Source organism: Christiangramia oceanisediminis, from assembly GCF_022570735.2.
Lineage (GTDB): Bacteria > Bacteroidota > Bacteroidia > Flavobacteriales > Flavobacteriaceae > Christiangramia > Christiangramia oceanisediminis.
Window position 1 is genome coordinate 1133613 of record NZ_JANCNS010000001.1, and the last position, 25577, is coordinate 1159189.

A 25577-nucleotide genomic window follows, 5' to 3' on the forward strand; every position below is an offset into this window, starting at 1 on the left:
AGTTTGTTTAGTTTGTTTAAATGAAAAGACCCGGATTCTCCGGGTCTTTTTTTATTTGGTGAACAGCGAACTGTCCTTGAGATTGATCATCTTCTCCTTTTCCTCGTTCAGTACCCGCTTGGTTCGCAAGTAGCGACCATAATTGTAATCGTCAAAATCGGTAGCTGTTGTATCAAAGTTACTGATGTGAACTTCTCCCATGGAATGTATGAACTTATTTTCACCGATCCACATTCCTACATGCACCACTCTTTCTGAAGTAGAGTCGGTTGCCTTTCTTCCGAAGAATAAAAGATCTCCCGGGATCAGGTTCTCGAAATTTTTAGTGGAATCTACCAGTTTCCCGGCATGAACCTGCTGGGAAGCGTCTCTTGGTAAAACAAATCCATTCAGAAAATAAACCGTTTTAGTGAAGCCACTGCAATCCACTCCCTTGCTGGAAGTTCCTCCCCAAAGGTATGGAAGGCCCATAAGCTCTTTTGAAGTACTCACAAGGCTTTCCCGTTCCTGGTCAAGGCCAGACAGCCATTCACTGTACGGCATGGCATTAGAACGTTCGATAAAGGCCTTTTTGCCATTCGGATATTTTACCTCGTAAAAATTTCCTGAAGTTCCGGTTAATTCAAGAATATTCCCGGCAACCAGGTCTCCGGCTACTGCTGAGGCTTTGTCGGCTTTTTGATAAGAAGCACCAAAGGTTTCGGTGAAGATCGCTTTTTCCGAAGCTTTCCAGGAATCAAATTCAGCCTTTGACATGCTTACGATCCCTCCATAATCCACCCATGCCAGGTAACCATCTGGTGTTTGAACATAGAACCAGCTATCGGTCTTTTTTAAAACTTTTAAAGGCATTCCCAGGGTTGCCTGGGTAACCAGCTGAGCTGAATGTTTTGGCTCGTCACGCAGGTTTGCTACCGAGATCGGCACTACTCCCCAGGTCTTGCTTTCAAGGCCTTTTTCATCGGGTAGCATCTGAATGCTATCTGTATAATTGATATTCTCTTCCTCCAGGTTCTTTTTTAGACTGGCAACCGCATCGGGAAGATTAGATTCCCCTTTCAAGACATAGGCATCTCCTGCCCTGTTCGCTTTGATATCGAAAAGTGCTACGCGACCATCCGGAGCATAATTTTCCCGTACCTCAGCGATCTCTTCATCAATAGTTTCAGTAGCCGGAGCTTCAGCCTTTTCTTCACAGGAAGCAAAAGCCAGTAAAAGGCCTAATAGAAATATTCCGTTCTTTATTTTCATAGTTTTCACTTCAGTTTTAGTTATTCAATACTACGCCGGTTCCGTTACGATTGGCATAGGTTATTTTACCATTTTCAATTTTTACGCCTTCTGCAATATCCTGTTTCAGCAGCAAGGGTCCGTCCATATCCACATAATCAAGCAAAGGCAGCAGTTGGGCAACTGCGGAAACTCCTACACTGGACTCGGTCATACAACCCACCATCACTTTCATTCCAAGCTCGCGGGCTTTATCGATCATTCGCCGTGCAGGGGTGAGCCCGCCACATTTTGTAAGCTTGATATTTACGCCGTGAAAATAAGGAAAACAATTTTCAACATCACCTTCAGTAATACAACTTTCATCGGCGATCACCGGAAGGGCCGATCTTTCATAAAGCTCCTTCATTCCTTTTTTATCATCTGGTTTTAAGGGCTGTTCCAGGAACTCAACACCAAGATCTTTCAGCTCATGACTGTAATCAATAGCCTGATTCGCACTCCATGCCGCATTCGCATCTAACCTGAAAAGCGCATCGGTATGTTTTCTTAATTCCTTGACGATCTCCACGTCATTTTCTGTTCCGAGTTTAATCTTATACACCGGCCACGGAAACTCCTTGATCTTTTTGATCATTTTCTCAACGCTGTCCATACCAATAGTATAACTGGTTAGCGGAAGATCCTTATTCTCAAGACCCCATAATTTATACAGGGGCTGTCCTTTTCGTCTTGCGTACAGATCATGTAATGCGATATCCAATGCGCAATGTGCAAAGCTGCTGGCCGAAAGATAGGGCCGACAGATCTCCCAGATCTCTTCAGGAGTTTTGTCTATATTTTCTGAAACGATCTTTTCAACAGAATTGATGGAATCGATCATCTTCTCCACGCTTACTCCGTAATAACTGGTAGCGGCAGCTTCTCCGAAGCCATGAAAATCATCATGAATCAGCTCAAGGATCAGGGACGGCTGAAAATCTCTCGAACCATAACTGATGGTAAAGGTATGTTTCAGCTCCAGGTTGTATGAATGATATTTAAATTCCATAGACCTTAATTTTTAATTGAACCTCGAGAAATTAAAAGTAATCCTAAAAAGGTGATCGCCGCATTTACCAGCAGGATCTCAAAACCAAACTGGTACCCGAAAAACCACTCCACCGAATTCGAGTCGAGTATGAACGAAAGTATGGGTGAAAGTATGCAAACCAGCGGTACGAACCTGTCTTTAACGCTACGCTTATTCAGCAAACCAAAGGCAAAAAGTCCTAATAATGGGCCATATGTAAAGCCGGCTACCTTGAATACGGCGCTTACCACGCTGGTATCGTTGATGGCATTAAAAATAATGATAACCAGGAACATGATGATCGTAAAACCAATATGCACCAGCATCCTGGTTTTTTTCTGGTCTTTTTTGCTTTTCTGAAGATCGAGTATGTCCACACAGAAGGAAGTGGTGAGTGCCGTAAGGGCCGAATCGGCGCTGGAAAAGGCAGCGGCCACGATTCCCAATAAAAACACGATCCCGGCGATGGTTCCGAATTCGTTCAATGCCAGGAACGGGTATACCTCATCGCTTCTTTCAGGAAGCAGCACCTGTTGATCAACGGCATATTTATACAATAGAACACCCAGCGCAAGAAATAATAAGGTCGATAAAAAGAAAGTGATAGAAAACCAGAAAATGTTCTTCTGGGCATCGCTTTTGTTCTTGCAGGTAAGGTTCTTCTGCATCACGTTCTGGTCCAGCCCGTTCATTGCAATGGTAATAAATATCCCTGCAAGAAAGGTCTTAAAGAAATTGCGGTCAGATCTCCAGTTCAAGTCAAATATTGTTGAAAGTTCACTTTTGCTTACCACGCTAAAAACTTCGGTCGCCTTCAGGCCCATATGGTTCACGATCACAAAGATGCTTATAACAACAGCCAGCAGGAGAAAAGTGGTTTGCAGTGTATCTGTCCAAACTATGGTTTTGATCCCTCCTCTGAAGGTGTATAGCCAGATTAAGATGATGGTTACCAGAACTGTGATATAAAATGGTATTCCGAAGACATCAAAAAAGGCCAGTTGTAAAACCAAAGCTGCCAGAAATAACCTGAAAGAAGCTCCAATCGTCTGAGAAACCAGGAAAAAGGAAGCACCCGTCAAATAGGATTTTATCCCGAAACGATCTTTTAAGTACTCGTAGATCGAAATAAGATTCAGCCTGTAAAATAATGGGATCAGGACCAGGGCAATAACTGCATAGCCCACCATGTTCCCCATGACGAATTGCAAATAGGTCCAGTTGGTATTCCCCACTTCTCCCGGAACCGAAATAAAGGTAACACCAGAAAGACTGGCTCCCACCATCCCAAAAGCCACCAGGTACCAGGGCGACTGCCTGTTCGCGGTAAAAAAAGTAGCATTATCGTTATTACCCGAGGTAAAATAACTTATGGCAAGCAATACCAGGAAATAACCAACGATAATACTTAAAACCAGGATAGGACTCATGCTTCGTTAGTTTTTGATTGAAATATTCCTGAATTCACCCTGATTTCCTAACCGGTCAACAGCAGTGATTCCTATTTCCTGCAGTTTTCGTTTTTTGTCTCCTACGATATACTGCATTTCAAAATTTCGCTTATCACCGCTGAAGATCCTGTAGTCCCAGTTTCCGCCTTCGTAACGGAAATACAACACCCACTTGTCTGCTTTTTCGGCATTTTCAGGGTAAGTCCATTTAATACCGATTCGTTCACCCCGGATCTCGGTGGAAACCTCTGGCGTTGCCGGCGGTTCATCATCCAGCCAGGGACTGGCAGGTACAAGCCCCGGTTTTTTATACGGCCCCTCTTTAATAGAAGTCGCCAGCGAACTATGCTGAACCAGGGGACCTATACTCCAGTGAACCGTTCCCGGACTTTCCGGGAGCATCCCCCGGGTGATCATGATCTGGTTAATCGTTTCGTCGGCATTGCTGGAATCTCCTCCAAGGCCTACATTGATCCCTGGCCAAAGATGCCTTCCCATAGTGTTCTCGCTTTCCCACCATCCTAATAATTCCGGAAAGCTCTGCCCGTACTGGTTGATCTTCCAGTATAACTGAGGGGTAAAATAATCTATCCAGCCTTCATTCAGCCATAATTTGGCATCGGCATAAAGCTTTTCATATTGATTATAACCAGTAACCGATTGTGGATAGCCCGGTTTCCAGATTCCAAAAGGGCTAAGGCCAAATTTCACGTAGGGTTTTTCAGCCTTGATTTCAGAATAGATACGCTTTATAAATCGGTTCACCTGGTCCCTTCTCCAGTCAGACCTGGATAATTCTCCACCATTGTTCACATAAGCTTCCCAGGTAGCCGAATCAGGAAAATCCTTTCCGCTGTTGTAGGAATCATAGGGATAGAAATAATCATCAAAATGAACCCCGTCTATATCATAACGTTTAACAATGTCCATCACAACTGCTGAAGAATGGTCCTGAGTTTCCTGTTTGGCAGGGTCCAGCCACCACATCCCGTTATCAAGCTTAACAGCCAGCCCCGGTTTTTGTTTGATCACAGAAGCTTCAGTGATCTCTTTCCCGGTGGTATGGTGGGCCCGGTATGGATTAAGCCAAACATGCAATTCGAGGCCACGCTCATGAGCTGCCTCTATCCAGAATTTCAGGGGATCATAATATGGATTGGGAGCCTGCCCTTGCTTCCCGGTAAGGAAATAAGACCATGGTTCAAGCTCGCTGTCATATAACGCATCGGCCTGTGGCCGCACCTGGAAGATCACGGCGTTGTAATGATGATCTTTCAGGAAATCGAGCAATTTGAGTGCTTCCTGTTGCTGCTGCGAAGTGGATAGTCCTGCTTTACTGGGCCAGTTGATATTGGCCACTGTAGCCACCCATGCCGCACGGAATTCATAAATGTCCTGGGGTGGTGGAGTAATGAACGGGCGCTCTTCTTTTTCTTCGGCTTTTTCAGGAGCCTCTTCTACCTCAGGAGCCACTGGCTCTTCGATAGTCTCTTCTTTTTCGTCAACAGGTTGTGGTAAAGGCTCAGAAGTTGTTGGTTTGCTTCCGCCACAGGCATAAAGAAATGCCAGTGCCACTACTAAAATTGCTTTCTTTATTTTCATCGGTTAAAACTATTGTAAAAAAGTAAGTCCTTCAAGGGAAAAATACCCAAGAAGGACTTTACTAATTCAAATTCACCTATTACCATCCAGGATTTTGTTCAAGGTGTGCACCGTTATTGCTGTAAAGTGTTATCTGGTCCAGCGGGATAGGCTGTAGATAAACCCTTGGATCGTCAAATGTTCTCAACGAAGCAGCGGCTGAAGCAGGAATTATATATCCCTCATCTCCTTCTGTTAGTACCAGGTTATCAAGATTCGCATCGGGATAGTCGGCTTTTACTATCCATGCTCCCCTGTTGATATCCGGATATTCTACCATATCTGTATACTCTAATTTTCTCCATCTTTTAAGGTCATCCAGTCGGAATCCTTCCATCATCAACTCGGTTCTGCGCTCTCTTCTTATTTCCCAGATAAGAGCCGGAACGTCTGGATCTCTAGCCGGGTCATCGTAGGTCATCCCATTCACGGCTGGCTGGCCTCCCACTACTTCAAGAGCTGGAAGATCTACCCCTGGGCGGTTTCTCAATACATTGATAGACTCATCAAGATCGGCCTGGCTAAGCGCAGGGCCTCCAACAGTGGCAAGTTCGGCAGCTGCTTCAGCATAATTAACCAGAACTTCACCGTAACGAATCACCGGAGCATCGGTTGGATTCAGGTTAGAGCTTCCAATTGGATCGTCCTTGATCTCTTCATTCAAAAACTTGTGAGTCGCATACCCGGTAGTTGAGTGGTTAAAATCAATTCCGTTCAACCTCAATTCATCTGATACAAAAGTCTCGTACATTCTTGGGTCCCTATTGGCCATGACATTGTCGATACCTCTGTCTCCCTGGTATTCTGAAGATAAAGCTATTGGTAGACCATCTGCAGCGAGGTAACTTTCAATCGCGTCTTTTGAAGGACCCGTCTGAGGTTCCTTATTATTATAGCTGTTAAGCGCGTGTGTTAGCACACCTTCAGCATATTCCCTGTAAAGGATCACCTCAGGATTTCCTGAAAGGCTTAAAGAGTTAAATACTTCCCTGTAATTTCCAAGTGAGAATTCACCAGAATTGATCACTTCCTGTGCTGCCCATTTAGCAGCTTCCAGGTATTCCCTGGCTTTTTCGGTATTATTCTCGTGATATTTTTGCCAGGTGCCTTCAAAAAGAAATACCCTGGACATATAGGCCAAAACTACACTTCTGTCTACTTCCTGGCCTTCGTTGGCAACATTCTCTCTAACGTTCGCAGCAGCGAATTCGAAATCTTCAAGCACGCGGTCCATTACGAAAGTGCGATCGTCCCTACTCTTATAGAGCATCTCATTATCATTTTCTTCCAGTTCCTTATCGTAATAAGGAACATCGCCAAAGCTTTTTACAAGATCGTGGTACTCAAGACCTCTAAAGAATCTTCCAACACCTGTCCAGTGATCAATAGCCTCCTGCTCCATTGGAACAGTAGCAACCCGATCTATAAAGATATTCGCCTTTCTTACCCACCCAAAGTTCCAGCCTCCACCAGAGGTTGGTACCTGCTGAGTGAAACGAGGTGGATTCGTAGGGGCAAAATCGTCATTAAGCGACTGGCCAGAGAAATAATCTCCCCAGGCAAAACTTTCTCCATATCCTATGAAGTAGCCTTCATAAAATCCATAAGAAAAAGTTCTTACATTCTCTTCACTGCTCCAGAAGGTTTCATCTGTTAACTGGTCCTGCGGGGGTACCTCGAGAAAGTCCTTCTCACAACCTAATATTGCGAAAGCAATAAGTATATAAATTGGTAATCTACGTATGTTCATTGCTCCTGTATTTTATAAAGTTAATTGTAATCCTAACGAAAATGTTCTTCGGAATGGGTATACCCTTCCAAAGGTGTTCGTATCATTAATTCCGGCATTGGTATAATCAACCTCAGGGTCAATAGGGAAATCGGTATTGGTGATTTCGAATACATTTTCCCCACTAAAATAAACTCTGAACCTGTCGATATTTACTTTCTCGGTTAGATTTTTCGGGATAGAATAACCAAACGTAATGTTCTTCATTCTCAGGTATGACATGTCTAACAGATACCTGGTCTGCGGCAGGAAGTTCATCGCGTTGTTGGAGTTCTGCTGGTCGTTTGGTCTTGGATAGAAAGCTCCTGGATTTTCTGGTGTCCAGTAATCCAACTGGTGCTCGTACCAACCTTCAGCATATCTGTATCCCGGAATAAATACAGGACCATTTGCCCACATATCACGTTTTCCAACTCCCTGCATAAAGATATTCAGGTCAAATCCAAGCCAGTCTGCTCCAACAGTGAACCCATACTGATATCTAGGAGTTGAGTTACCAATCACCTTTCTATCTCCAGGGTTTTCAATAGTATTATCCCCAAAATCGATCACTCCATCTCCGTTAAGATCTTTATATTTCACATCACCAGGCCCGTAATTAAACCATCCGTTAGTTTCAAAGATATCCTGATTAGCAACCCCATCGGCATACGAACCATCGGCATTGAAATCATCTTCTGTAAATAAACGATCGGTTTCATAACCCCAGATCTCACCCAGGTACATACCTTCATAATATTCACCTCTTATGGCTGCAATTTGTGATATAGGATTAGGAATTACGTTAGTGGAATTGGCAAATTTGGTTATTTTCTCTCTGTAATCTGAAACATAGGCGGTGGCGTTCAGGTTAAAGCCATTGCTAAATTCATAATTGAAGTCAAGTGCAAGTTCCCAACCTCTGGTTTGCAATTCACCAAAATTTCTCCTGGTAGCAGCTGTACCAAATGTACTAGGAAGGGTGATACCTGCACTGTGCATGTCAGAAACCGTTCTTTCGTACCAGTCGAAGGTAAGCCCCAGTTTATTATCAAAGAATCTGGCGTCCAAACCAATATCCAGTGTAGTTACGGTTTCCCAGGTAAGCGAGCTTGGAAGTGCTCCCGGAGTTCGAACCGAAATCTGCTCCTGCCCATCAATCACCCAGTCTGATCCATAAGAAGGCATGATCCTAAAAATATTTCCAAGGCTTGCGTCCTGGTTTCCAACAGAACCATAAGATGCTCTAAGCTTCAGGAATGAAAGCAAATCTGAATCATCCAGGAAGTCTTCCTGAGTGATCACATAACCTACAGATGCAGATGGGAAGAAAGCCCATTTTTCATTTGGAGATAGTCTTGAAGAACCATCATACCTCCCGTTAAGTTCTAGTAGGAATTTCTCTTTGTAGGAATAGTTGAACCGACTGAAAACACCCAGGGTGGTCCAGCGATTCCTGCCACCTCCCACAAACTGATCTCCTGTAGCCAGGTTTAATTCTCCCTGATCAGGATTAAGTAGCTGTCTACGCTGTGAGTATTGCGACCAGAATTCATATTCTTCCAGGTCACCTCCAAGCGTGAATTTTATATTATGATCTTCACCAAACACATCCTCGTACACACCAAAAGCACGAGCGGTGTTTCTTCGGCTCCAGTCTGAGTTATACTGTACTCTATCATAGGCGGCACTGCTGTAGGGAACATAAGAAAAATCGGCTCCCTGTGCCCAGAAGTTATAGGCGTAAAGGGTTCCACCGGTTTGGTGTTCATGCCCTTCTATCCTATCGTGCGTATAATCAAAGTTGATGGTTAATTCATCTAAAGGAGTAAGCGTTGCTCCTAAATTCGCACGAGATAACGAATTACTGATCTCGTTCATTTTTGCCTGCTCTACCTCTGTAATATGACTTCTGAAAGGTTTTCCGTCAAGCGTTCCATAAGGATAGAAGGCTGGCCATCTTGTTACATAATACCAGGCATCGTAAGTAGCCGAACCAAATTTAAAAGGTTCAGTTTTTAGGCTGTTACTGTGAAGCACCTTTGCCCTTGCTTCGAACCAGTCGTTCACCTGTGTTGAGACGGAAAGGTTAAGGTTATATCGTTCAAATTCATCCGGATTGGTTTTATAAACCCCGCCCTGGTTAAGATATCCAAGACCTATATAATAATTGGTGTTTTCAGATCCACCGCTAACCGAAAGGTCATGCTTTTGCTGTGGAGCCCAGTCTTCGATGAAAAGTTCCCTCGGATCCCAGGAACGATAGAAGAATAATCTTCCATCTCTTATTTCGAAATCCCTTCCTTCTACCATTTCCATCCCCAGGTCCTGGTCGCCATATAATTCTTCCCATTCTCGCATTCTATCAATTGCGGTCTGGTCAAGATACATACCTAGAACTCCATAAGCATCTAAAGAAGGTATTCTTCGGTTTACTGCAGCGAAGGCCATCTCTGCTCCTTCTGCAGCCGGTGCGACCTTTGGAAGAACAGTTGGTGTAGCCCAGGAAAAGTTATTCGAATAGGTTACACTTGGCGCCTGATTCTTTCTACCATTCTTAGTGGTGATCAAAATTACCCCCCAGGCAGCACGAGAACCATATATCGAGGCGGAGGCCGCATCTTTTAACACAGAAATATTTTCAATGTCTTCCGGGTTGATGGTTTGAAGATTGGTCACCTCCACATTATCTACAAGGATTAGAGGCTGTGATCCACCTCCTGCACCAATCGATCCTACACTACCACGAAGGCTAATCGATGGATTTTCACCAATCTGGCCGGATGGAGCGGTTATGGTTAAACCTGGGCTGGCTCCCTGGAGACCTCGTGCTACATCAGTGATTGGCCTGGAATCAAGGATTTCCGGATCGATCGTGGCGACTGCCCCGGTAAGATTTTTTCTTTCTTGTTTACCATAACCTACTACTACCACCTCATCCAGACTTTGAGTATCCTCTTCCAAAGTGATATTGAATTGTGTTTGGTTACCAATAGTTATGGTTTGCGTTTTAAAACCCAGGGATGAGAACTCGATTACGGCATTCTCATCATCTGGAACATTTAAAGTGAAGTGGCCGTCAAAATCGGTAATGGTTCCATTAGAGGTATTCTGTACAATTACATTCACTCCGGGCAGGGGAACACCATTTTGATCGAATACATCTCCTGAAATTTCTCGTTCCTGAGCCCAAGCACTCGTGGACATAAGAAAAATCAAAAGTGAAATAACTTTTAGAGTTTTTTTCATAATTAGAATCTGATTAAAAGGATTGTTAGATTAAAAGGACTTAATAATCATAAAATTTATGTTATAAATATATAATTATCTTAAATAATCTAAAATTATTTCAGCTTTTTTAAATAAAATAATCAGACTTAATAAAATTTTTTGAAGAAGTGGTTTTGAAAATCAGCTATTTAGCTAATTTGCCCTGAAGTAGTCAATTGCTTTTCGAACACTACCGTGTTCCTGGAGAAGTTTTTTTGCCTCATTTTCGGGAATATTGAGCTCTTCCATGATCATTCTGGTGCCACGGCCAACCAGTTTTATATTAGAGAGCTGCATATCTACCATCTTATTTCCCTTCACCCGGCCTAGCTTGATCATCACCGAAGTGGAGATCATATTTAGAAGCATTTTTTGAGCGGTACCGGCTTTCATTCGGGTGCTTCCGGTGACGAATTCCGGGCCGGTCACCACCTCGATTGGATATTCTGAAGCTGCTGCAAGCGGACTTCCTGAACTACAGGTGATACACCCGGTGACAATTCCTTTTTCCCGGCAATCTTTGATACCACCTATTACATAGGGAGTGGTACCTGATGCAGCGATCCCTATTACTACATCATTTTCTGAAATATCACAGGCTTTAAGGTCTTTCCACGCCTGCCGGGTATCATCCTCAGCATTCTCTACCGCATTCCTTAAGGCCGTATCTCCCCCGGCTATTAGACCTATCACGATTCCCGGACTTACCCCGAAGGTTGGCGGGATTTCTGAAGCATCCAGCACGCCAAGTCTTCCGCTCGTACCGGCTCCTATATAAAACAGGCGCCCTCCAGCCTCCATTTTCGGGACGATAACATTTACCAGTTTTTCTATAGCCGGGATTTGCTTATTGATATTGGCGGCAACACTTTGATCCTCCCTGTTAATGTTGCTTAAGAGTTCAAAAGTGTTCATCTTTTCCAGATGATCATAATTGGAAACTTTTTCGGTATCCGGGTTCTTTTTATTCATTATTTAATTTGAAAGTTTTTCAGAGAATATTCCTTTTTCTCCAGTGCTATTCCATTTAACTTCAGGACTCCTGAAATATTTGATTTCAAGCTCATCCAGCCTTAGGCCATGTTTAGCCAGTCTTTCGGTAAAATCCTGGAACTGCCTTTTATCGGTACTGGTCCAGCCTACCTCGGCCACAGCAATGCTCCTTGGCCAAAGCCTGTCATCTGCCCGATCGTCACTGATAACCAGCTCGCTCCATACAGGTGCTTCGATACCAATTACCCGATCATCATCCGGCTTATAACTATACACCTTTTCCAGGCTGATCCCATCAGGATTACACCATTTATAGGTGTTCTCCTGGTCGAGCACATTTCCGTGATCCAGGTAGAAAAATTTACAAAAGGAATCGATTATCTTCTGGTCATCGGCTATATCGATCTCCCCGGTCCATCGCTGAACGATAAAACTGTCGCTTAGTTCTGCCTTGGCGCTTTCCTCCCAGCCTATGGCCGTTTTCTCATATTTACTAACTATGCCACCAGCTTTTTCAATGAACTCTTCATATAAGGGGTCTTCGATCTCATCACCTCCAATGTGTATCCATTCTCCGGTGGTGATATTCGCTAATTCCTTTATGATATCATCTACAAAATCATAGGTTTTTTCATCTTCCAGGCATAGTCGTGTCCAGCCTACATTATAGCCATCATAGAGCTCTGGTGGAGTCGCTCTTTTTGGTTCGATGTTCTTGTTGTTTTCGCAATTGAGTTCAGGGTACGAGGTAAGCGCGGCATAGACATGGCCGGGCATATCTATTTCAGGAATGATCACGATATTCCTTTCAGCTGCATATTTCTGAAGTTCCTTGTATTCTTCCTGGGTCAAATATCCCGATCGGCCATTTTTCACAGCGCTCTTCCCTCCTATTTCAGTAAGTTTAGGATATTTCTTGAATTCGAGTCGCCATCCCTGGTCATCGGTCAAATGCAGGTGTAAACGATTCATTTTATAGAGGGCCATTCGATCGATATGATCCCTGATATATTCTTTAGAAAGAAAACTTCGGGCGATATCCAGCATACTTCCCCTCCAGGAAAAAGAAGGTTTATCGACGATCTCAACTTTTTTCAAGCCAATTTCAGAAAATGTTCTTCCGCTTTCGATACCTGCAGGAAAGAACTGCCTCAATGTTTGGATCCCATAGAACATTCCGGCTTCCGAAGCGCTTTTTATGTTTATACCTGATGAGCTGATCATTAACTGGTAGCCTTCCTCTCCTAGTTGTTCGGTTAGGGAAGGATCAATTTGAAGTTGCCAGTTACCACAATTCTCACCTTCTTTTAAACTGATCTTCTTTCCAGTAGCCTCCACTAATTTCTGGATCCATTTTGTGGAATTTCTCGCCGCCTGATTAAAACAGATAGTGTTATTCTCTGGAAGCTGGTAAGTTCCCTCGGTCCATTTCACCTCCTGAGGCAATGGAATAATGGCCGGTTTATCATTCGAAGCTGATTCGTTTCCAGCATTCTGCATTCCTGAAACTGAAAGGCTCATGATTAAAGCCATTAAAAGGCATACCGAAATTTGTGTGGTTTTTGATTTCATTTTTTTGAAGGTTTTTCAAATGAGCCTGAAATGAAAATCATTTTTCATATCGCTCATCTATTTTAATTTCAGATACTTCGATTATAAGGTTCGACAGTTTGTTTGTTACCGCCTTAAAAAAGCCTTCTCCCTTTTCTGCACTTGCTTTTTTTGGATTTCCAATCCCGGTATCTTCGGTAACCAAAGACCATTCTCTCTCAGCCCAGGCCCAGCCTTCTCTTATACCCCTTATCCTTGATTTTTTCTCTTTTCCTTCCCCGGCTTCTTCAAGATCTGAAACCAGGTCTGGTCTTAGATGCAGCATCAGGCTGGTTTCCATTTCATCGGCATGATCACCTTCTTCTTCAAAAAAGTCTGGTTTTTCTGAAAATTTAAAGAAATCGGAAGTAAGCAGGAACATCCTGGGAAACTTATATCCCAGTTCCCTTAGAATAGGTTTAAAGGTATTACCCCCATGCCCGTTAAGCAGGATAAATTTATAGATTCCCTGTCGGTTTAGCACTTCAATAATGTCTGAAAGAATTGCCAGTTGCGTGCTTGGAAGCAAATTGATATCCAGTTTGATATCGGCCTGACCTGTATTGACACCGAAAGGAATATTGGGAAGCAGCTTTACCTTCGCTCCTTTTCCATATGCGATTTTAACCGCTTCGGCAGCGACGGCTTCTATCTGGTAATTATCGGTACCATAGGGTAAATGATAATTATGTGCTTCGGTGGCCCCCCAGGTAAGGACGGCTACTTCAATTTGCTCATTTTTTACAGTTCTCCAGTTATTTTCGGCTAATACATAAGGTCTCATGATTTTCTGATTTTATGACCGGCAACAGCGAAATACAAAATAAACAGGTAACAAGGGATCAAAAGCCAGTATGCCTGTTGAGGTGTCCACGATTCAGCTAATGCACCATAGATGAGCGGGATTATTGCTCCACCCGCGATTCCCATTACCAGCAACGAGGATGCTTCCTTGGTAAATTTTCCAACCCCGGCCAGCGATAAGGGCCAGATAGCCGGCCACATCAATGAATTAGCAAGTCCAAGCAAGGCTATACATGCAAGAGAAACGTACCCATCAAAGAAAATTGCAGAAAGTGCGAATACCACGCCTAACACTGCTGAAACCTTTAAGGCTCCTTCCTGACTGATGATCTTTGGGATACTCACAATCCCGATAATATAACCTACTACCATGGCAATCATGGTCGCGGTGGCAAAGAATTTAGCGGTAGTAAGAGCAATACCCTGTGAAGCTCCGTAACTTATGATCGTATCGGCAGCTATTACCTCAACGCCAACATACAGAAAAAGCGAAATCACCCCCAGGATCACATGTGGATAATCGAAAACGGTTTTTTTAACCACCGGTTGTCCGGGAACTATCTCGCCTTCCTCTTCTTCATTATCAACTTCAGGAAGAGCGGATTTATAAACCCATAATGCCAGTAGCAGCAATACGACGATGATCCCAATATATGGCGGAATTACCCGCATTGCCATAGCATCCAGTTCAGAATTGAGTTCAGCAGGAGAAAGACTGGCAATTTCAGACCTGAGCTCATCGGCCTTATCAAGCTGAAGGAATAAACCGATCAAAATAGGTGCGATCGCGCCTGCAATTTTATTGCAAATTCCCATGATGCTGATCCTTTTCGCGGCACTTTCAGCAGGACCAATTATAGTCACATAGGGATTGGCAGCGGTTTGTAGGATGGCCAGTCCGCTTCCCATGATAAAAAGTCCCGAAAGGAAAAGGAAATAGGTTCGGGTCATGGCTGCCGGGATAAACAATAAGGCTCCAACGGCCATGATCAAAAGCGCCACCGACATTCCTTTTTTAAATCCAAGCCAGTTGAGCGTCCTCGCCGAGATGGGTGCCATTACCACGTAGGCGATATAAAAGGCGAAGGTCACGAAATAAGATTGAAACGTGGTTAGTTCACAGGCGATCTCCAGGTAAGGGATCAGCAGGGAATTCAGCCAGGTAACGAATCCAAAAATAAAGAACAGGGCTCCAATAATGATAATGGACCGGTTGGTTTTAGAAGTTTCGACTTTGGGGGTATAGGTTGTGCTCACGCTTATTGCTTTATTGAATGTCAGGTGTTTGATTCGAAAATTTACTGGCTTTATCCAGCCTGGCTTCCACCAGTGCTGCTGCTCCATACATAGCAACTTTTGAAATATCTGAAGTTTCGATAACCAGATCTTTCAGCACTCTGGAAAACGGGAATGAAGCTAAGGAATCTTTTAGTGCTTTTTCAAAAAATTTATAAGATTTACTTACCGAGCCTCCTAAAAATATCGCCTGGGGAGAGAGTAAAAAAAGAACCATTTTAATGGCTTCACCAAGATGACTTCCATATTCGTCAAAAATCCTTAAGGCTTTTTCATCGCCTTTAAGTGCCATTTCATAAACTTCACTTCCTTTTAATTGATATTGCTGAAGAAAGAACTTGCCGCTGCAATAATCTTCAATGGTTTTATCCTTATAAGGCAAACTGCCAAGTTCACCGGCTGCAGAATAATTCCCGGCATATAACTTATTATCTATAAAAATTCCTGTTCCCAATCCTGTACCAATACTAATCCCAACGAAATTTCGATAGTTCCGGGCCTTCCCAAAACATTTTTCACCAAGCACGAACATATTCGCATCGTTGGTTACCAAAACCGGGACTTTAAAATGACTCTCCAAAAAGTCCTTTAGATGCACTTCTTTCCAGGAAGGGATATTGTTAAGATCGTAAATGATCCCTTTCTTTTCGTCTACCAGTCCTGGAACCCCGATTGCGATCACATCAAAATCCACCTGGAAAGATTCGATTTGAGTTCGAATCTTATGGAGGATCTCCACGGCAGCAGCTTTCGAATTGGTAGGAAAAATCTTCTCCTTAAGAATTTTTCCATCGTGTATATGCCCAATATGGATCTTTGTTCCACCAATATCGATGGCCAGGACTAACTTTTTCATCTTTTAACGATTAGGAAACTTATAATTATCCTTCAATTATTGGATTCGTTGCTACAAAGTATAAATATTTTTTAATTATTCACAAATACTTTATTAAAAAAATTAAATAAGTATCATAGTTTTTATATTCTGCAGCTGAAGAGAAATTATTAGGTATGAGTGTTTATTCAATTATATTTGTAATTCTAAACTTATCGCATTTTTTTGCGATCATCAGAGAAGGATCGGAACATGAAGAATATTCGAAATTTTTGCATTATCGCTCATATAGACCATGGTAAAAGTACCCTGGCAGACAGGCTTCTTGATTTCACCGGTGCAGTAACCGAAAGGGAAAAACAGGAACAGTTGCTGGACAGCATGGATCTGGAACGAGAACGTGGAATTACCATAAAGAGTCACGCTATACAAATGGATTATGTTCATGAGGGAGAAGAATATATCCTTAACCTCATCGACACCCCTGGTCACGTTGACTTTTCGTACGAAGTTTCCCGTTCTATCGCAGCCTGTGAAGGTGCTTTACTGGTTGTAGATGCAGCACAGAGCATACAGGCCCAGACCATTTCCAATCTTTACCTGGCCCTGGAAAACGACCTGGAGATCATTCCAGTTTTGAACAAGGTGGATCTTCCCAGTGCAAATCCTGAGGAAGTAACCGATGATATCGTAGACTTACTGGGATGCGATCCTTCCGAAGTAATTCCTGCCAGTGCCAAGACCGGGCTGGGGATCAAAGAGATCCTGGACGCTATCATTAACAGGATCCCTGCTCCGAGCGGTAAGGTAGATGCTCCATTAAGAGCACTTATTTTTGATTCGGTTTATAACCCATTCAGAGGAGTTGAGACTTTCTTCAGGGTGATCAACGGGACCATTAAAAAAGGTCAGCATATCAAGTTCGTCAATACCGATAAGAACTATTACGCCGATGAAGTTGGAACTTTAAAACTAAAGCAGCTTCCTAAAAAAGAAATTAAAACCGGAGATGTAGGTTACCTTATCACAGGGATCAAGGATGCCCGTGAAGTCAAAGTTGGGGATACCATCACCGGTGCCGATAATCCAACAACCGAAGCCGTTGCCGGTTTCGAGGATGTAAAACCGATGGTTTTTGCCGGAATTTACCCGGTAGACACCGAAGATTATGAAGAACTAAGGGCTTCCATGGAAAAGCTTCAGCTTAATGATGCTTCCCTGGTGTTCACCCCTGAAAGTTCTGCGGCACTTGGATTTGGTTTCCGCTGCGGATTCCTTGGAATGCTTCACCTGGAGATTATCCAGGAAAGGCTGGAGCGCGAGTTCGATATGACCGTGATCACCACGGTACCAAACGTATCCTACCACGCCTATACCAATAAGAATCCGGATGAGATCATCCTGGTTAATAACCCATCAGACCTGCCGGAACCTTCTACGCTAAACCGTGTTGAGGAACCATATATCAAGGCAACAATTATCACTAAAGCCGATTATGTAGGAAATGTGATGTCGCTTTGTATCGAAAAAAGAGGGGAGATCACCAATCAAACCTATCTTACTACCGAACGGGTGGAGTTAAGCTTCGATATGCCGCTCGCAGAGATCGTTTTTGACTTTTATGACAGGTTAAAGACCGTTTCAAGGGGTTATGCTTCGTTCGATTATTCTCCAATTGGAATGCGGGTTTCCAAACTGGTTAAGGTAGATGTACTGCTGAACGCTAATAAAGTAGATGCCCTTTCCGCACTGTTACATGTTGACAACGCCTACGATATTGGCAAGAAAATGTGTGAGAAGCTGAAAGAACTCATCCCAAGACAGCAGTTCGATATTCCTATACAGGCAGCCATCGGGGCGAAGATCATCGCTCGTGAGACCGTAAAAGCGCTTCGTAAAGACGTTACCGCCAAATGTTACGGTGGAGATATTTCCCGTAAAAGAAAGCTGTTGGAAAAGCAGAAAAAAGGTAAAAAACGTATGAGACAGGTTGGGAACGTAGAGATCCCACAGGAAGCATTTATGGCGGTCCTGAAGCTGAACGATTAAAAATCTTTATTGTTTTAATCTGGGCGTTCCGCCTCCTTTTTTCGGCGGCGGGCTATCCGTTCTAGTCCCGTTCCGGGAGCTATCACTCCTATCCCTAACGCAATTAAATATACAGACCTCACAGGTTTCAAAAACCTGTGAGGTCTTCTGCTTTAATCCAGTTCCAGTACATTTTTTTAAATTTGTTTTTTAATCGCTTCGGAAAAATCTAAGAACTCCGAACAACAAACTACAAACTAAACAAAATGGCCGGACACAGTAAATGGGCGAATATAAAGCATCGTAAAGGAGCACAGGATAAGAAAAGAGCCAAACAGTTCACCAGGGCGATCAAAGAGATCACCGTTGCGGTGAAAGAAGGTGGTGGACCAGATCCTGAAGCCAATCCAGCGCTTAGAAATGCTATTCAGAATGCCAAGGGTGTTAATATGCCAAAAGATACCATCGAACGCGCGATCAAGAAGGCTAGTGGGGCAGATGCCGATAATTACGAAACCGTAACTTTTGAAGGTTACGGTCCTAACGGAATTGCCATATTTGTTGAATGCACGACCGATAATACCAACCGTACCGTAGCTTCGGTAAGATCTATATTCTCCAAGAACGGTGGAAGCTTGGGGACTAACGGATCACTGGAATTCCTGTTCGATAAAAAAGGCGTTTTTGTTCTGGAAAAAGAAAAGATCGAAATGGATCTCGAGGAATTCGAACTGGAATTGATCGAAGGCGGTGCCACCAAAATTGAAAAGGAAGATGAATTCATCACTGTATATACCGAATTCAATGATTTTGGCCTGATGTCTTCGAAATTAGAAGAACTTGAAATTGAACCAAAGAATTCCGAGGTTCAGCGAATTCCACTCAATACCCTTGAATTACCGGTTGATGACGCGATAAAAATCCTGAATTTGATCGAGAAATTCGAAGACGATGATGATGTCCAGAACGTTTACCACAACCTGGAAATTTCAGACGAAGTGATCGCAGAAATGGAGAAAGAGCAGGCCTAATCAGCCTTGATATTCTCTTCGATATTCTCCTTTTCCTTACTGTCTCCCTGCTCGATCTGTTTACCAAGGTAAACCAGCATATAATCTTCCTCGATCTCCACCTCCATGCTATTGGATGGAATGATGCTCAATTCGCCTTCTTTATCCTTTACGAATAGGGGAATGATGTCTGGATCGGTCTTACTGATCTCGATCAATCCTTCATAATGTTCCTTGGAGTTCAATTCGATCTCATGGATGGAAGGATATTTTCGGGCCAGGTTAGTAAGCTTGATATAATCATCGGTTTGGGAGAACAAGCCTTCCTTTGGATTATTCTCAGGATCATACATCTCATCTGATGACACTACCCTGAAAGACCCGTTTTCGCCAAAATGTTTTCTGAATTTTTCTATGGCATTCAGATTCACTTCCGTATTTCCGGTCATGGCCATCAAATAACCCACATCGCTCAACTCGATATTATTGATAAGATCGTCTGAATACACATTTTCCTGTATGGCATCAAGCCCCAGTTCCCTTGCCTTCCGGATATTTGCGCCGTTACTGTCTACCAATACAACATGGCGATTGTTCTTTTTGAGATAGGAGGCGATCAACCTTGAAATAGTAGACGCTCCAATGATAAGAATTCCCTGGGAATTCTTAAGAAATACACCAACCAGTTGGGCGAAATAACGGGCCGTTGTGGCATTCAGCAATACCGTTCCAAGTACGATCATAAACACCAGCGGAGTGATATATTCGGCTCCTTCAACTCCCTGGCTGGCCAGTTCAAGACCAAATAGCGAGGCAATACCGGCGGCTACGATACCACGTGGTCCAACCCAGCTTATGAACAGTTTTTCATTCACCTTTAAAGAAGATCCTATACTACTAATAAATACTCCTAACGGACGTATTAGCAGAACAACCGCAAGGAATAAGTATAAAGCCTTGATATCATAAACAAGCAGGAGGTCTTCCATGTTAATATTCGCGGCAAGTAAAATGAATAAGATGGATATTAACAGTACACTAAGTGATTCCTTGAAATAAAGCAGTTCCTTAAGGTTAGGCAGGTTGATATTCCCCATAACAAGACCCATCACTACCACAGCTAAAAGTCCGCTTTCATGGGCAAACATGTCTGCCAGTACGAAAACTCCCAGCACAGTTGCAAGGGTTAAAACGTTCAAAAGGTAATGCGGGATAACGTTCTTTTTGATCGCAAAGGCCAGGGCATGAGCAAAAGTAAATCCAAATGTAAACCCGAAAAGCACGATTTTCCCGAACTCAAGCAGGGCAGTGGTGGTAAATTCGGTTCCCGTACCTGCGCTGATGAATTCGAACATCAAAACCGCGACCAGTGCCCCAATTGGATCTATCAGGATTCCTTCCCATTTCAGAATAGCCGAAACATCGCTTTTTAACGGAATATTTCTAAGAATAGGCGTAATAACCGTAGGTCCGGTTACAATGATCAAGGCCGCGAACAGGAAGCTGATCTGCCAGCTAAGCCCGAATATAAAATGAGCGGCGATCCCGGCTCCAAAAAAGGTGATGATCACCGCGACAGTGATAAGTTTCAGAATAACGGGACCCACATTTAATATTTCACCCTTGCGAAGGGTAAGTCCACCTTCAAAAAGTATGATCCCTATAGCAAGGGAAACGAAATAGAATAAGCTATCCCCGGGGAACAAACCAGAATCCCCGTCCCATATAGGTTCTATTAATTTAGAGCCATCTGCGGTAAAATAGGTAGAAATTGGTCCTACGGCAAGACCTATCAAAATAAGGGGAAGAATTGCAGGAATTTTAAATCTCCATGCCAGCCACTGTGCTAATATTCCCAAAATAACTATACCTGCTAATTCAACCATAGGAAGTCTCTTTACTTAACTCAATAAAAATAATTAAAATGTTTTACTCTGAAAGCTTCGCTATAAAGGCCTTTCTGAAAGCATTTCTTGTTAAATGAACGAAAATTAATTAGAAATGGGGTCAAGATTTTCTATTTTGCGGGGAATTTTTAAAAATTTTATAATGAGATTATATCCTGTTGAAGCCGGAAATTTTAAACTCGACGGAGGTGCCATGTTTGGGGTCGTACCTAAAAGTCTCTGGAACAGGACCAATCCGGCCGATTCGAACAATATGATCGATATCGCCGCGCGTTGCCTGTTGATCGAAGAGGGTGACAGGCTCACTCTTATCGATACGGGAATGGGCGATAAGCAAAGCGATAAATTCTTCAGCTACTACTACCAGTGGGGAGATGATTCCATAGACAAATCCCTGAAAAAACATGGTTTTCACCGTGATGATATCACTGATGTGTTTATGACCCATCTTCATTTTGACCATTGCGGTGGGAGTATTAAATGGAACAAAGACCGAACGGGTTACGAACCGGCTTTTAAAAACGCACGATTCTGGAGCAATAAAGATCACTGGGAATGGGCTACCAATCCCAATGCCCGCGAAAAGGCCTCATTCCTTAAGGAAAATATTCTACCCATGCAGGAAAGCGGACAACTTGAATTTATAGAAAGAACGGCTCAGAACAGTTTTCAGAAAGACAGCGAACTGGGATTTGGCGTATTATTTGTAGATGGACATACCGATAAGCAAATGATCCCGCATATCGATTATAAAGGAAAGAAGCTTGTTTTTATGGCCGATCTGCTTCCCACCGTGGGACATATACCTTTGCCATATGTAATGGGATATGACACCAGGCCTTTGCTTACACTTCCGGAAAAGAAAAAGTTCCTGGAAACAGCGGCCGATGAGAATTTTTACCTTTTTATGGAGCATGACGCTCATAACGAGGTGATCACTCTTAAGCATACCGAAAAAGGGGTTAGACTTGATGAAATCTATACATTCGATGAGATATTTAATTAATATGAATAATCAGTTAATACGGGGCATATTTTTACTGTTCCTGGTAAGTCTTTTAGGCGCTTGTAGTACTAGAGCCCCAAAGATCGTTTCAACACCTATAGAAAATATCGATTCCATTCCTCTAAAGGTAGTGGAACTAAGCGATGCGCAATATAAAAGCTGGGTAGAAGCCGATCTTCGAAAAGATACCATCCCCGGGATGAGCGTTGAAAAGGCTTACAACGAGATCATCAAAAATAGAAAGCCCTCACCTGTTATCGTGGCCGTTTTAGACTCTGGTGTAGATATCGAACATGAAGACCTGGAAGGATCGATCTGGACCAATGCCGATGAAATTCCCGGAAACGGAAAGGACGATGATAACAATGGCTTTATCGATGACGTGCATGGCTGGAATTTCCTGGGTGATGCCGTTGCTGAAAATATGGAATATACCCGTATCATCAGAAGGCTGAAACCAAAGTTCGAAGGCAAATCAGAGAGCAGTATCAGTACGGCAGACAGGGCTCAGTTTAAAATGTACCAGGAGGCTAAAGCCGAATATGATAAGGAATACAATGAAACCATTGAAAACCGAAATTACACCAAGCAAATCCTGAACCAGGTCGAAGCTGCACACCAGGCGGTTTCAGATGAACTGGGTACCCAGGATTATACTGCCGAGCAGCTAGAAGAATACAGCCCACTTACAGATGGGATGAAAAGCTACAAACGCATGCTGATGTTTGTTCAGGAAAATGTGGATGAGAACATTCCGAAGGCTATGGAACTTATCCAGGATGATATCGAAATGCTCAACGAACGACTGGAAACCCATTTCAATCTCGAATTAAATGGAAGAGAAAAAACAGGAGATGATCCTTATGATATTACGGATACCGATTACGGAAATAACCAGGTTTATGGTCCTGAACCCGATAAGGAAAACGTAAAGCATGGTACTCATGTAGCCGGGATCATTGCCGCGAACAGGGGTAATAATATAGGTGCTAACGGGGTAGCTTCTAACGCCGTGATCATGGCGATAAGAGCTGTACCGGATGGTGATGAATATGACAAGGATATTGCGCTGGGTATAAGATATGCCGTGGATAACGGGGCAAAAGTGATCAATACCAGCTTTGGAAAATATTTCTCTCCAAATCCTGAATGGGTTTACGATGCCATCAAATATGCCGAAGAAAATGATGTTCTTATTGTAAATGCTGCGGGAAATGAAGGCCTTAACCTGGACACCAAAATGGTGTATCCTAACGACCAGACTCCGGAAAATACCACAGAGATTTCAGGTAATTTTCTCACAGTTGGAGCACTGAATTATGAATATGGCTCTGGTCTTATCGCCGAATTCTCCAATTACGGGAAAACCAATGTAGATGTATTTGCTCCGGGAACCAAAATATGGTCTACCACACCTAATGATGAATATGAGTTTCTTCAAGGTACTTCCATGGCCGCACCAGCTGTTAGTGGAGTAGCAGCGATCATTAGAGGATATTATCCACAATTGAGCGCAGCGCAGATAAAACAGATCATCATGGACAGTGGCCTATCTACCAACGCCACCGTCATTCTTGGAGGAGACCGAAATAGAACCAGTAAATTCAGGGAAATATCCACTTCCGGAAAAATGGTAAATCTTTATAATGCCCTTATTTTAGCAGACCAAATCGCAAAAAACAATTAAAAATGACACGCACTATATTTAGCTTATTAGTATTCGCAGTTGGGTTCTTACAGGCCCAGAACAATACCTCATACTGGCAACAGCATGTGGATTACACCATGGAAATAGACATGAATGTTGATAATTTCCAGTATACCGGGACCCAGGAACTGGTGTACACCAACAATTCGCCAGATACCCTGAACAGGGTTTTTTATCACCTCTATTTTAATGCCTTTCAGCCTGATAGTGAAATGAACGCCAGGCTGGAAAGCGTACGGGATCCGGATAGCAGGATGACCACAAACCAAGGAACTAAGGAAGATCCTAAGATCGTTAGTAGAATCTCTGAACTATCACCGGCTCAGATTGGTTATTTAAGAGTGAATTCACTTACGCAGGATGGAAAGGAACTTCAATATGAAGAAGTAGGTACCGTACTGGAGGTAGAGCTTGCCGAGCCTATCTTACCCGGGAAAAAAGTGACCTTCAACATGGAATTCGAAGGACAGGTTCCTGAGCAGATCAGGAGATCGGGAAGGAACAGTGCTGAAGGAGTGGCGCTTTCCATGAGCCAGTGGTATCCTAAAATGGCAGAATATGACTTTGAAGGCTGGCATGCCGATTCCTATATCGCTCGTGAATTTCATGGCGTTTGGGGAGATTTCGATGTAAAGATCACTATCGACAAGGATTACACCGTTGGAAGTACCGGTTATCTTCAGAATCCGCAGGAGATCGGGCATGGTTATGAAAAAGAAGGTACCAAAGTTTCAAAGCCAAAAGGAGATAAGTTAACCTGGCATTTTGTGGCACCTCAGGTTCACGATTTCACCTGGGCTGCAGATCCTGAATATATCCACGATACCAGAATTGCCAAAGATGGAACCGTGCTTCATTTTCTTTATAAAGACAATGATGAGATCAAGGAAAACTGGAAGAACCTTCAGCCAAAAACCGAAGAATTACTATTGTTCTTCAACGAACATATTGGTCCGTATCCATGGGATCAGTACTCTGTTGTTCAGGGTGGAGATGGTGGAATGGAATATGCCATGCTTACCCTAATTACCGGAGAGCGTTCTTTTGGGAGCCTTGTTGGTGTAACTGCACACGAAATGGCACATGCCTGGTTCCAGCACCTAATGGCCACTAACGAAAGCAAGCACGAATGGATGGACGAAGGATTTACTTCCTACATTTCTTCTGAAGCCGAAAACGTGGTAATGGGCGATAATGCTGAAAATCCGCATAAAGGTTCTTACAGGGGCTATTTCTACCTGGCAAGATCGGGCGCTGAGCAACCACAAACCACTCATGCCGATCGATACGCTTTGAACACGCTTTACTCTACTGCAGCCTATTCAAAGGGAGCGGTATTCCTGGCTCAACTGGGTTACGTGATAGGAGAGGAGAACCTTGCTAAGACCCTTAACAGGTACTATGATGACTGGAAATTCAAACATCCAACTCCAAATGACTTTATCAGGGTTGCCGAAAAAGTATCAGGTGCAGAGCTTGACTGGTACCTGATGGACTGGACACAAACCACCAATACGATCGATTATGAGATCGCTTCAGTTGAAGGAAGTAATAACACTACCACCGTGGGGCTTAAGAGAAACGGTCTTATGCCTATGCCGCTTGATATTGATGTGACCTATGAAGACGGTAGCAAGGAAACCTTTTACATCCCATTACAAATGATGCGTTGGGAAAAACCTGCTGAAGAAGGAACCAAGTGGACCGTGAAAGACGACTGGGCCTGGGGATTCCCTTCCTATGAGCTGGAGATCCCTGTTTCTAAAGAAAAGATCTCGAGCATCGTGATCGATTCTTCTGAATTGATGGCCGATGTCAATAGGGATAACAATAGCTGGCAAGCTGAAGATTCTTCAGAACAATAAAATATAATGACATTTTTAAAAACCCTTTCCTGCTGGAAAGGGTTTTTTTATGGCTTCGTTTTAAAAGAGATCAAAGATTATGATTTTGCAAATTCTTGAAGCC

At 43.2% G+C, this 25577-nt stretch carries 17 protein-coding genes; 5 read left to right on the plus strand and 12 right to left on the minus strand.

The window, feature by feature from the left end; all coding sequences use genetic code 11:
- Positions 1-51: 51 nt before the first annotated feature.
- The 11 genes from MKO06_RS05075 to MKO06_RS05125 all read right to left on the minus strand — a co-directional run bounded on the left by MKO06_RS05075 (position 52) and on the right by MKO06_RS05125 (position 15971).
- Positions 52-1251 (minus strand): C40 family peptidase, encoded by a 1200-nt coding sequence (locus MKO06_RS05075; protein ID WP_241549572.1) that lies wholly within the window; start codon positions 1249-1251, stop codon positions 52-54.
- A 16-nt stretch (positions 1252-1267) separates the two neighbouring features.
- A complete protein-coding gene (locus MKO06_RS05080) occupies positions 1268-2281 on the minus strand; it encodes a dipeptide epimerase (RefSeq protein ID WP_241549573.1) in 1014 nt (337 codons plus the stop codon).
- A gap of 5 nt (positions 2282-2286) precedes the next feature.
- On the minus strand, positions 2287-3732 hold the full coding sequence (locus MKO06_RS05085) for a sodium:solute symporter (RefSeq protein ID WP_241549574.1): 1446 nt from the start codon (positions 3730-3732) through the stop codon (positions 2287-2289).
- Positions 3733-3738: 6 nt separating this feature from the next.
- Positions 3739-5355, minus strand: a complete 1617-nt coding sequence (locus MKO06_RS05090) for a glycoside hydrolase family 10-like protein (RefSeq protein WP_241549575.1) — start codon at positions 5353-5355, stop codon at positions 3739-3741.
- A 79-nt stretch (positions 5356-5434) separates the two neighbouring features.
- Positions 5435-7144, minus strand: a complete 1710-nt coding sequence (locus tag MKO06_RS05095; RefSeq protein ID WP_241549576.1) for a RagB/SusD family nutrient uptake outer membrane protein — start codon at positions 7142-7144, stop codon at positions 5435-5437.
- Between the two features lie 12 nt (positions 7145-7156).
- On the minus strand, positions 7157-10369 hold the full coding sequence (locus MKO06_RS05100; protein WP_241549577.1) for a SusC/RagA family TonB-linked outer membrane protein: 3213 nt from the start codon (positions 10367-10369) through the stop codon (positions 7157-7159).
- A 216-nt stretch (positions 10370-10585) separates the two neighbouring features.
- Entirely contained in the window at positions 10586-11404 is an 819-nt protein-coding gene (gene murQ / locus MKO06_RS05105) for an N-acetylmuramic acid 6-phosphate etherase (RefSeq protein ID WP_241549578.1), read from the minus strand.
- A 3-nt stretch (positions 11405-11407) separates the two neighbouring features.
- Complete coding sequence (locus MKO06_RS05110; protein WP_241549579.1) at positions 11408-12997, minus strand: beta-N-acetylhexosaminidase; 1590 nt, start codon at positions 12995-12997, stop codon at positions 11408-11410.
- 37 nt (positions 12998-13034) lie between these two features.
- Positions 13035-13799, minus strand: coding sequence for a creatininase family protein (locus tag MKO06_RS05115; protein WP_241549580.1), 765 nt, complete (start codon positions 13797-13799; stop codon positions 13035-13037).
- Complete coding sequence (locus MKO06_RS05120) at positions 13796-15076, minus strand: sugar MFS transporter (protein ID WP_241549581.1); 1281 nt, start codon at positions 15074-15076, stop codon at positions 13796-13798. Before MKO06_RS05120 ends, MKO06_RS05115 begins: the two co-directional genes overlap by 4 nt.
- A gap of 10 nt (positions 15077-15086) precedes the next feature.
- A complete protein-coding gene (locus tag MKO06_RS05125) occupies positions 15087-15971 on the minus strand; it encodes an ROK family protein (RefSeq protein ID WP_241549582.1) in 885 nt (294 codons plus the stop codon).
- Between the two features lie 231 nt (positions 15972-16202).
- On the opposite strand from MKO06_RS05125, the gene lepA reads away from it, so the two are divergent.
- On the plus strand, positions 16203-17999 hold the full coding sequence (gene lepA, locus MKO06_RS05130; protein ID WP_241549583.1) for a translation elongation factor 4: 1797 nt from the start codon (positions 16203-16205) through the stop codon (positions 17997-17999).
- A 245-nt stretch (positions 18000-18244) separates the two neighbouring features.
- Positions 18245-19009, plus strand: coding sequence for a YebC/PmpR family DNA-binding transcriptional regulator (locus MKO06_RS05135; protein ID WP_241549584.1), 765 nt, complete (start codon positions 18245-18247; stop codon positions 19007-19009).
- Here MKO06_RS05135 and MKO06_RS05140 read toward each other — a convergent pair.
- The gene (locus MKO06_RS05140) at positions 19006-20874 is read right to left on the minus strand and encodes a cation:proton antiporter (RefSeq protein WP_241549585.1); all 1869 of its coding nucleotides are present in this window, start codon (positions 20872-20874) and stop codon (positions 19006-19008) included. The genes MKO06_RS05135 and MKO06_RS05140 overlap by 4 nt on opposite strands.
- Positions 20875-21037: 163 nt before the next feature.
- On the opposite strand from MKO06_RS05140, the gene MKO06_RS05145 reads away from it, so the two are divergent.
- The 3 genes from MKO06_RS05145 to MKO06_RS05155 are packed head-to-tail and all read left to right on the plus strand — an operon-like array spanning position 21038 to position 25474.
- Entirely contained in the window at positions 21038-21901 is an 864-nt protein-coding gene (locus tag MKO06_RS05145; protein WP_241549586.1) for an MBL fold metallo-hydrolase, read from the plus strand.
- Positions 21885-23588, plus strand: coding sequence for a S8 family serine peptidase (locus MKO06_RS05150; protein ID WP_425248405.1), 1704 nt, complete (start codon positions 21885-21887; stop codon positions 23586-23588). The genes MKO06_RS05145 and MKO06_RS05150 overlap by 17 nt, the downstream gene beginning before the upstream one ends.
- A 2-nt stretch (positions 23589-23590) precedes the next feature.
- Positions 23591-25474 (plus strand): M1 family metallopeptidase, encoded by a 1884-nt coding sequence (locus tag MKO06_RS05155; protein WP_241549588.1) that lies wholly within the window; start codon positions 23591-23593, stop codon positions 25472-25474.
- Positions 25475-25577: the final 103 nt, after the last annotated feature.

What these genes read in the sequence shown, in the direction of transcription:
- MKO06_RS05090 (WP_241549575.1), bottom strand. Translation starts at nt 5,355, where the DNA reads ATGAAAATAAAGAAAGCAATTTTAGTAGTGGCACTGGCATTTCTTTAT.
- MKO06_RS05115 (WP_241549580.1), bottom strand. Translation starts at nt 13,799, where the DNA reads ATGAGACCTTATGTATTAGCCGAAAATAACTGGAGAACTGTAAAAAAT.
- MKO06_RS05110 (WP_241549579.1), bottom strand. Translation starts at nt 12,997, where the DNA reads ATGAAATCAAAAACCACACAAATTTCGGTATGCCTTTTAATGGCTTTA.
- MKO06_RS05075 (WP_241549572.1), bottom strand. Translation starts at nt 1,251, where the DNA reads ATGAAAATAAAGAACGGAATATTTCTATTAGGCCTTTTACTGGCTTTT.
- MKO06_RS05150 (WP_425248405.1), top strand. Translation starts at nt 21,885, where the DNA reads ATGAGATATTTAATTAATATGAATAATCAGTTAATACGGGGCATATTT.
- MKO06_RS05155 (WP_241549588.1), top strand. Translation starts at nt 23,591, where the DNA reads ATGACACGCACTATATTTAGCTTATTAGTATTCGCAGTTGGGTTCTTA.
- lepA (WP_241549583.1), top strand. Translation starts at nt 16,203, where the DNA reads ATGAAGAATATTCGAAATTTTTGCATTATCGCTCATATAGACCATGGT.
- MKO06_RS05145 (WP_241549586.1), top strand. Translation starts at nt 21,038, where the DNA reads ATGAGATTATATCCTGTTGAAGCCGGAAATTTTAAACTCGACGGAGGT.
- MKO06_RS05135 (WP_241549584.1), top strand. Translation starts at nt 18,245, where the DNA reads ATGGCCGGACACAGTAAATGGGCGAATATAAAGCATCGTAAAGGAGCA.
- MKO06_RS05085 (WP_241549574.1), bottom strand. Translation starts at nt 3,732, where the DNA reads ATGAGTCCTATCCTGGTTTTAAGTATTATCGTTGGTTATTTCCTGGTA.
- MKO06_RS05140 (WP_241549585.1), bottom strand. Translation starts at nt 20,874, where the DNA reads ATGGTTGAATTAGCAGGTATAGTTATTTTGGGAATATTAGCACAGTGG.
- MKO06_RS05125 (WP_241549582.1), bottom strand. Translation starts at nt 15,971, where the DNA reads ATGAAAAAGTTAGTCCTGGCCATCGATATTGGTGGAACAAAGATCCAT.
- MKO06_RS05095 (WP_241549576.1), bottom strand. Translation starts at nt 7,144, where the DNA reads ATGAACATACGTAGATTACCAATTTATATACTTATTGCTTTCGCAATA.
- MKO06_RS05100 (WP_241549577.1), bottom strand. Translation starts at nt 10,369, where the DNA reads ATGTCCACGAGTGCTTGGGCTCAGGAACGAGAAATTTCAGGAGATGTA.
- MKO06_RS05080 (WP_241549573.1), bottom strand. Translation starts at nt 2,281, where the DNA reads ATGGAATTTAAATATCATTCATACAACCTGGAGCTGAAACATACCTTT.
- murQ (WP_241549578.1), bottom strand. Translation starts at nt 11,404, where the DNA reads ATGAATAAAAAGAACCCGGATACCGAAAAAGTTTCCAATTATGATCAT.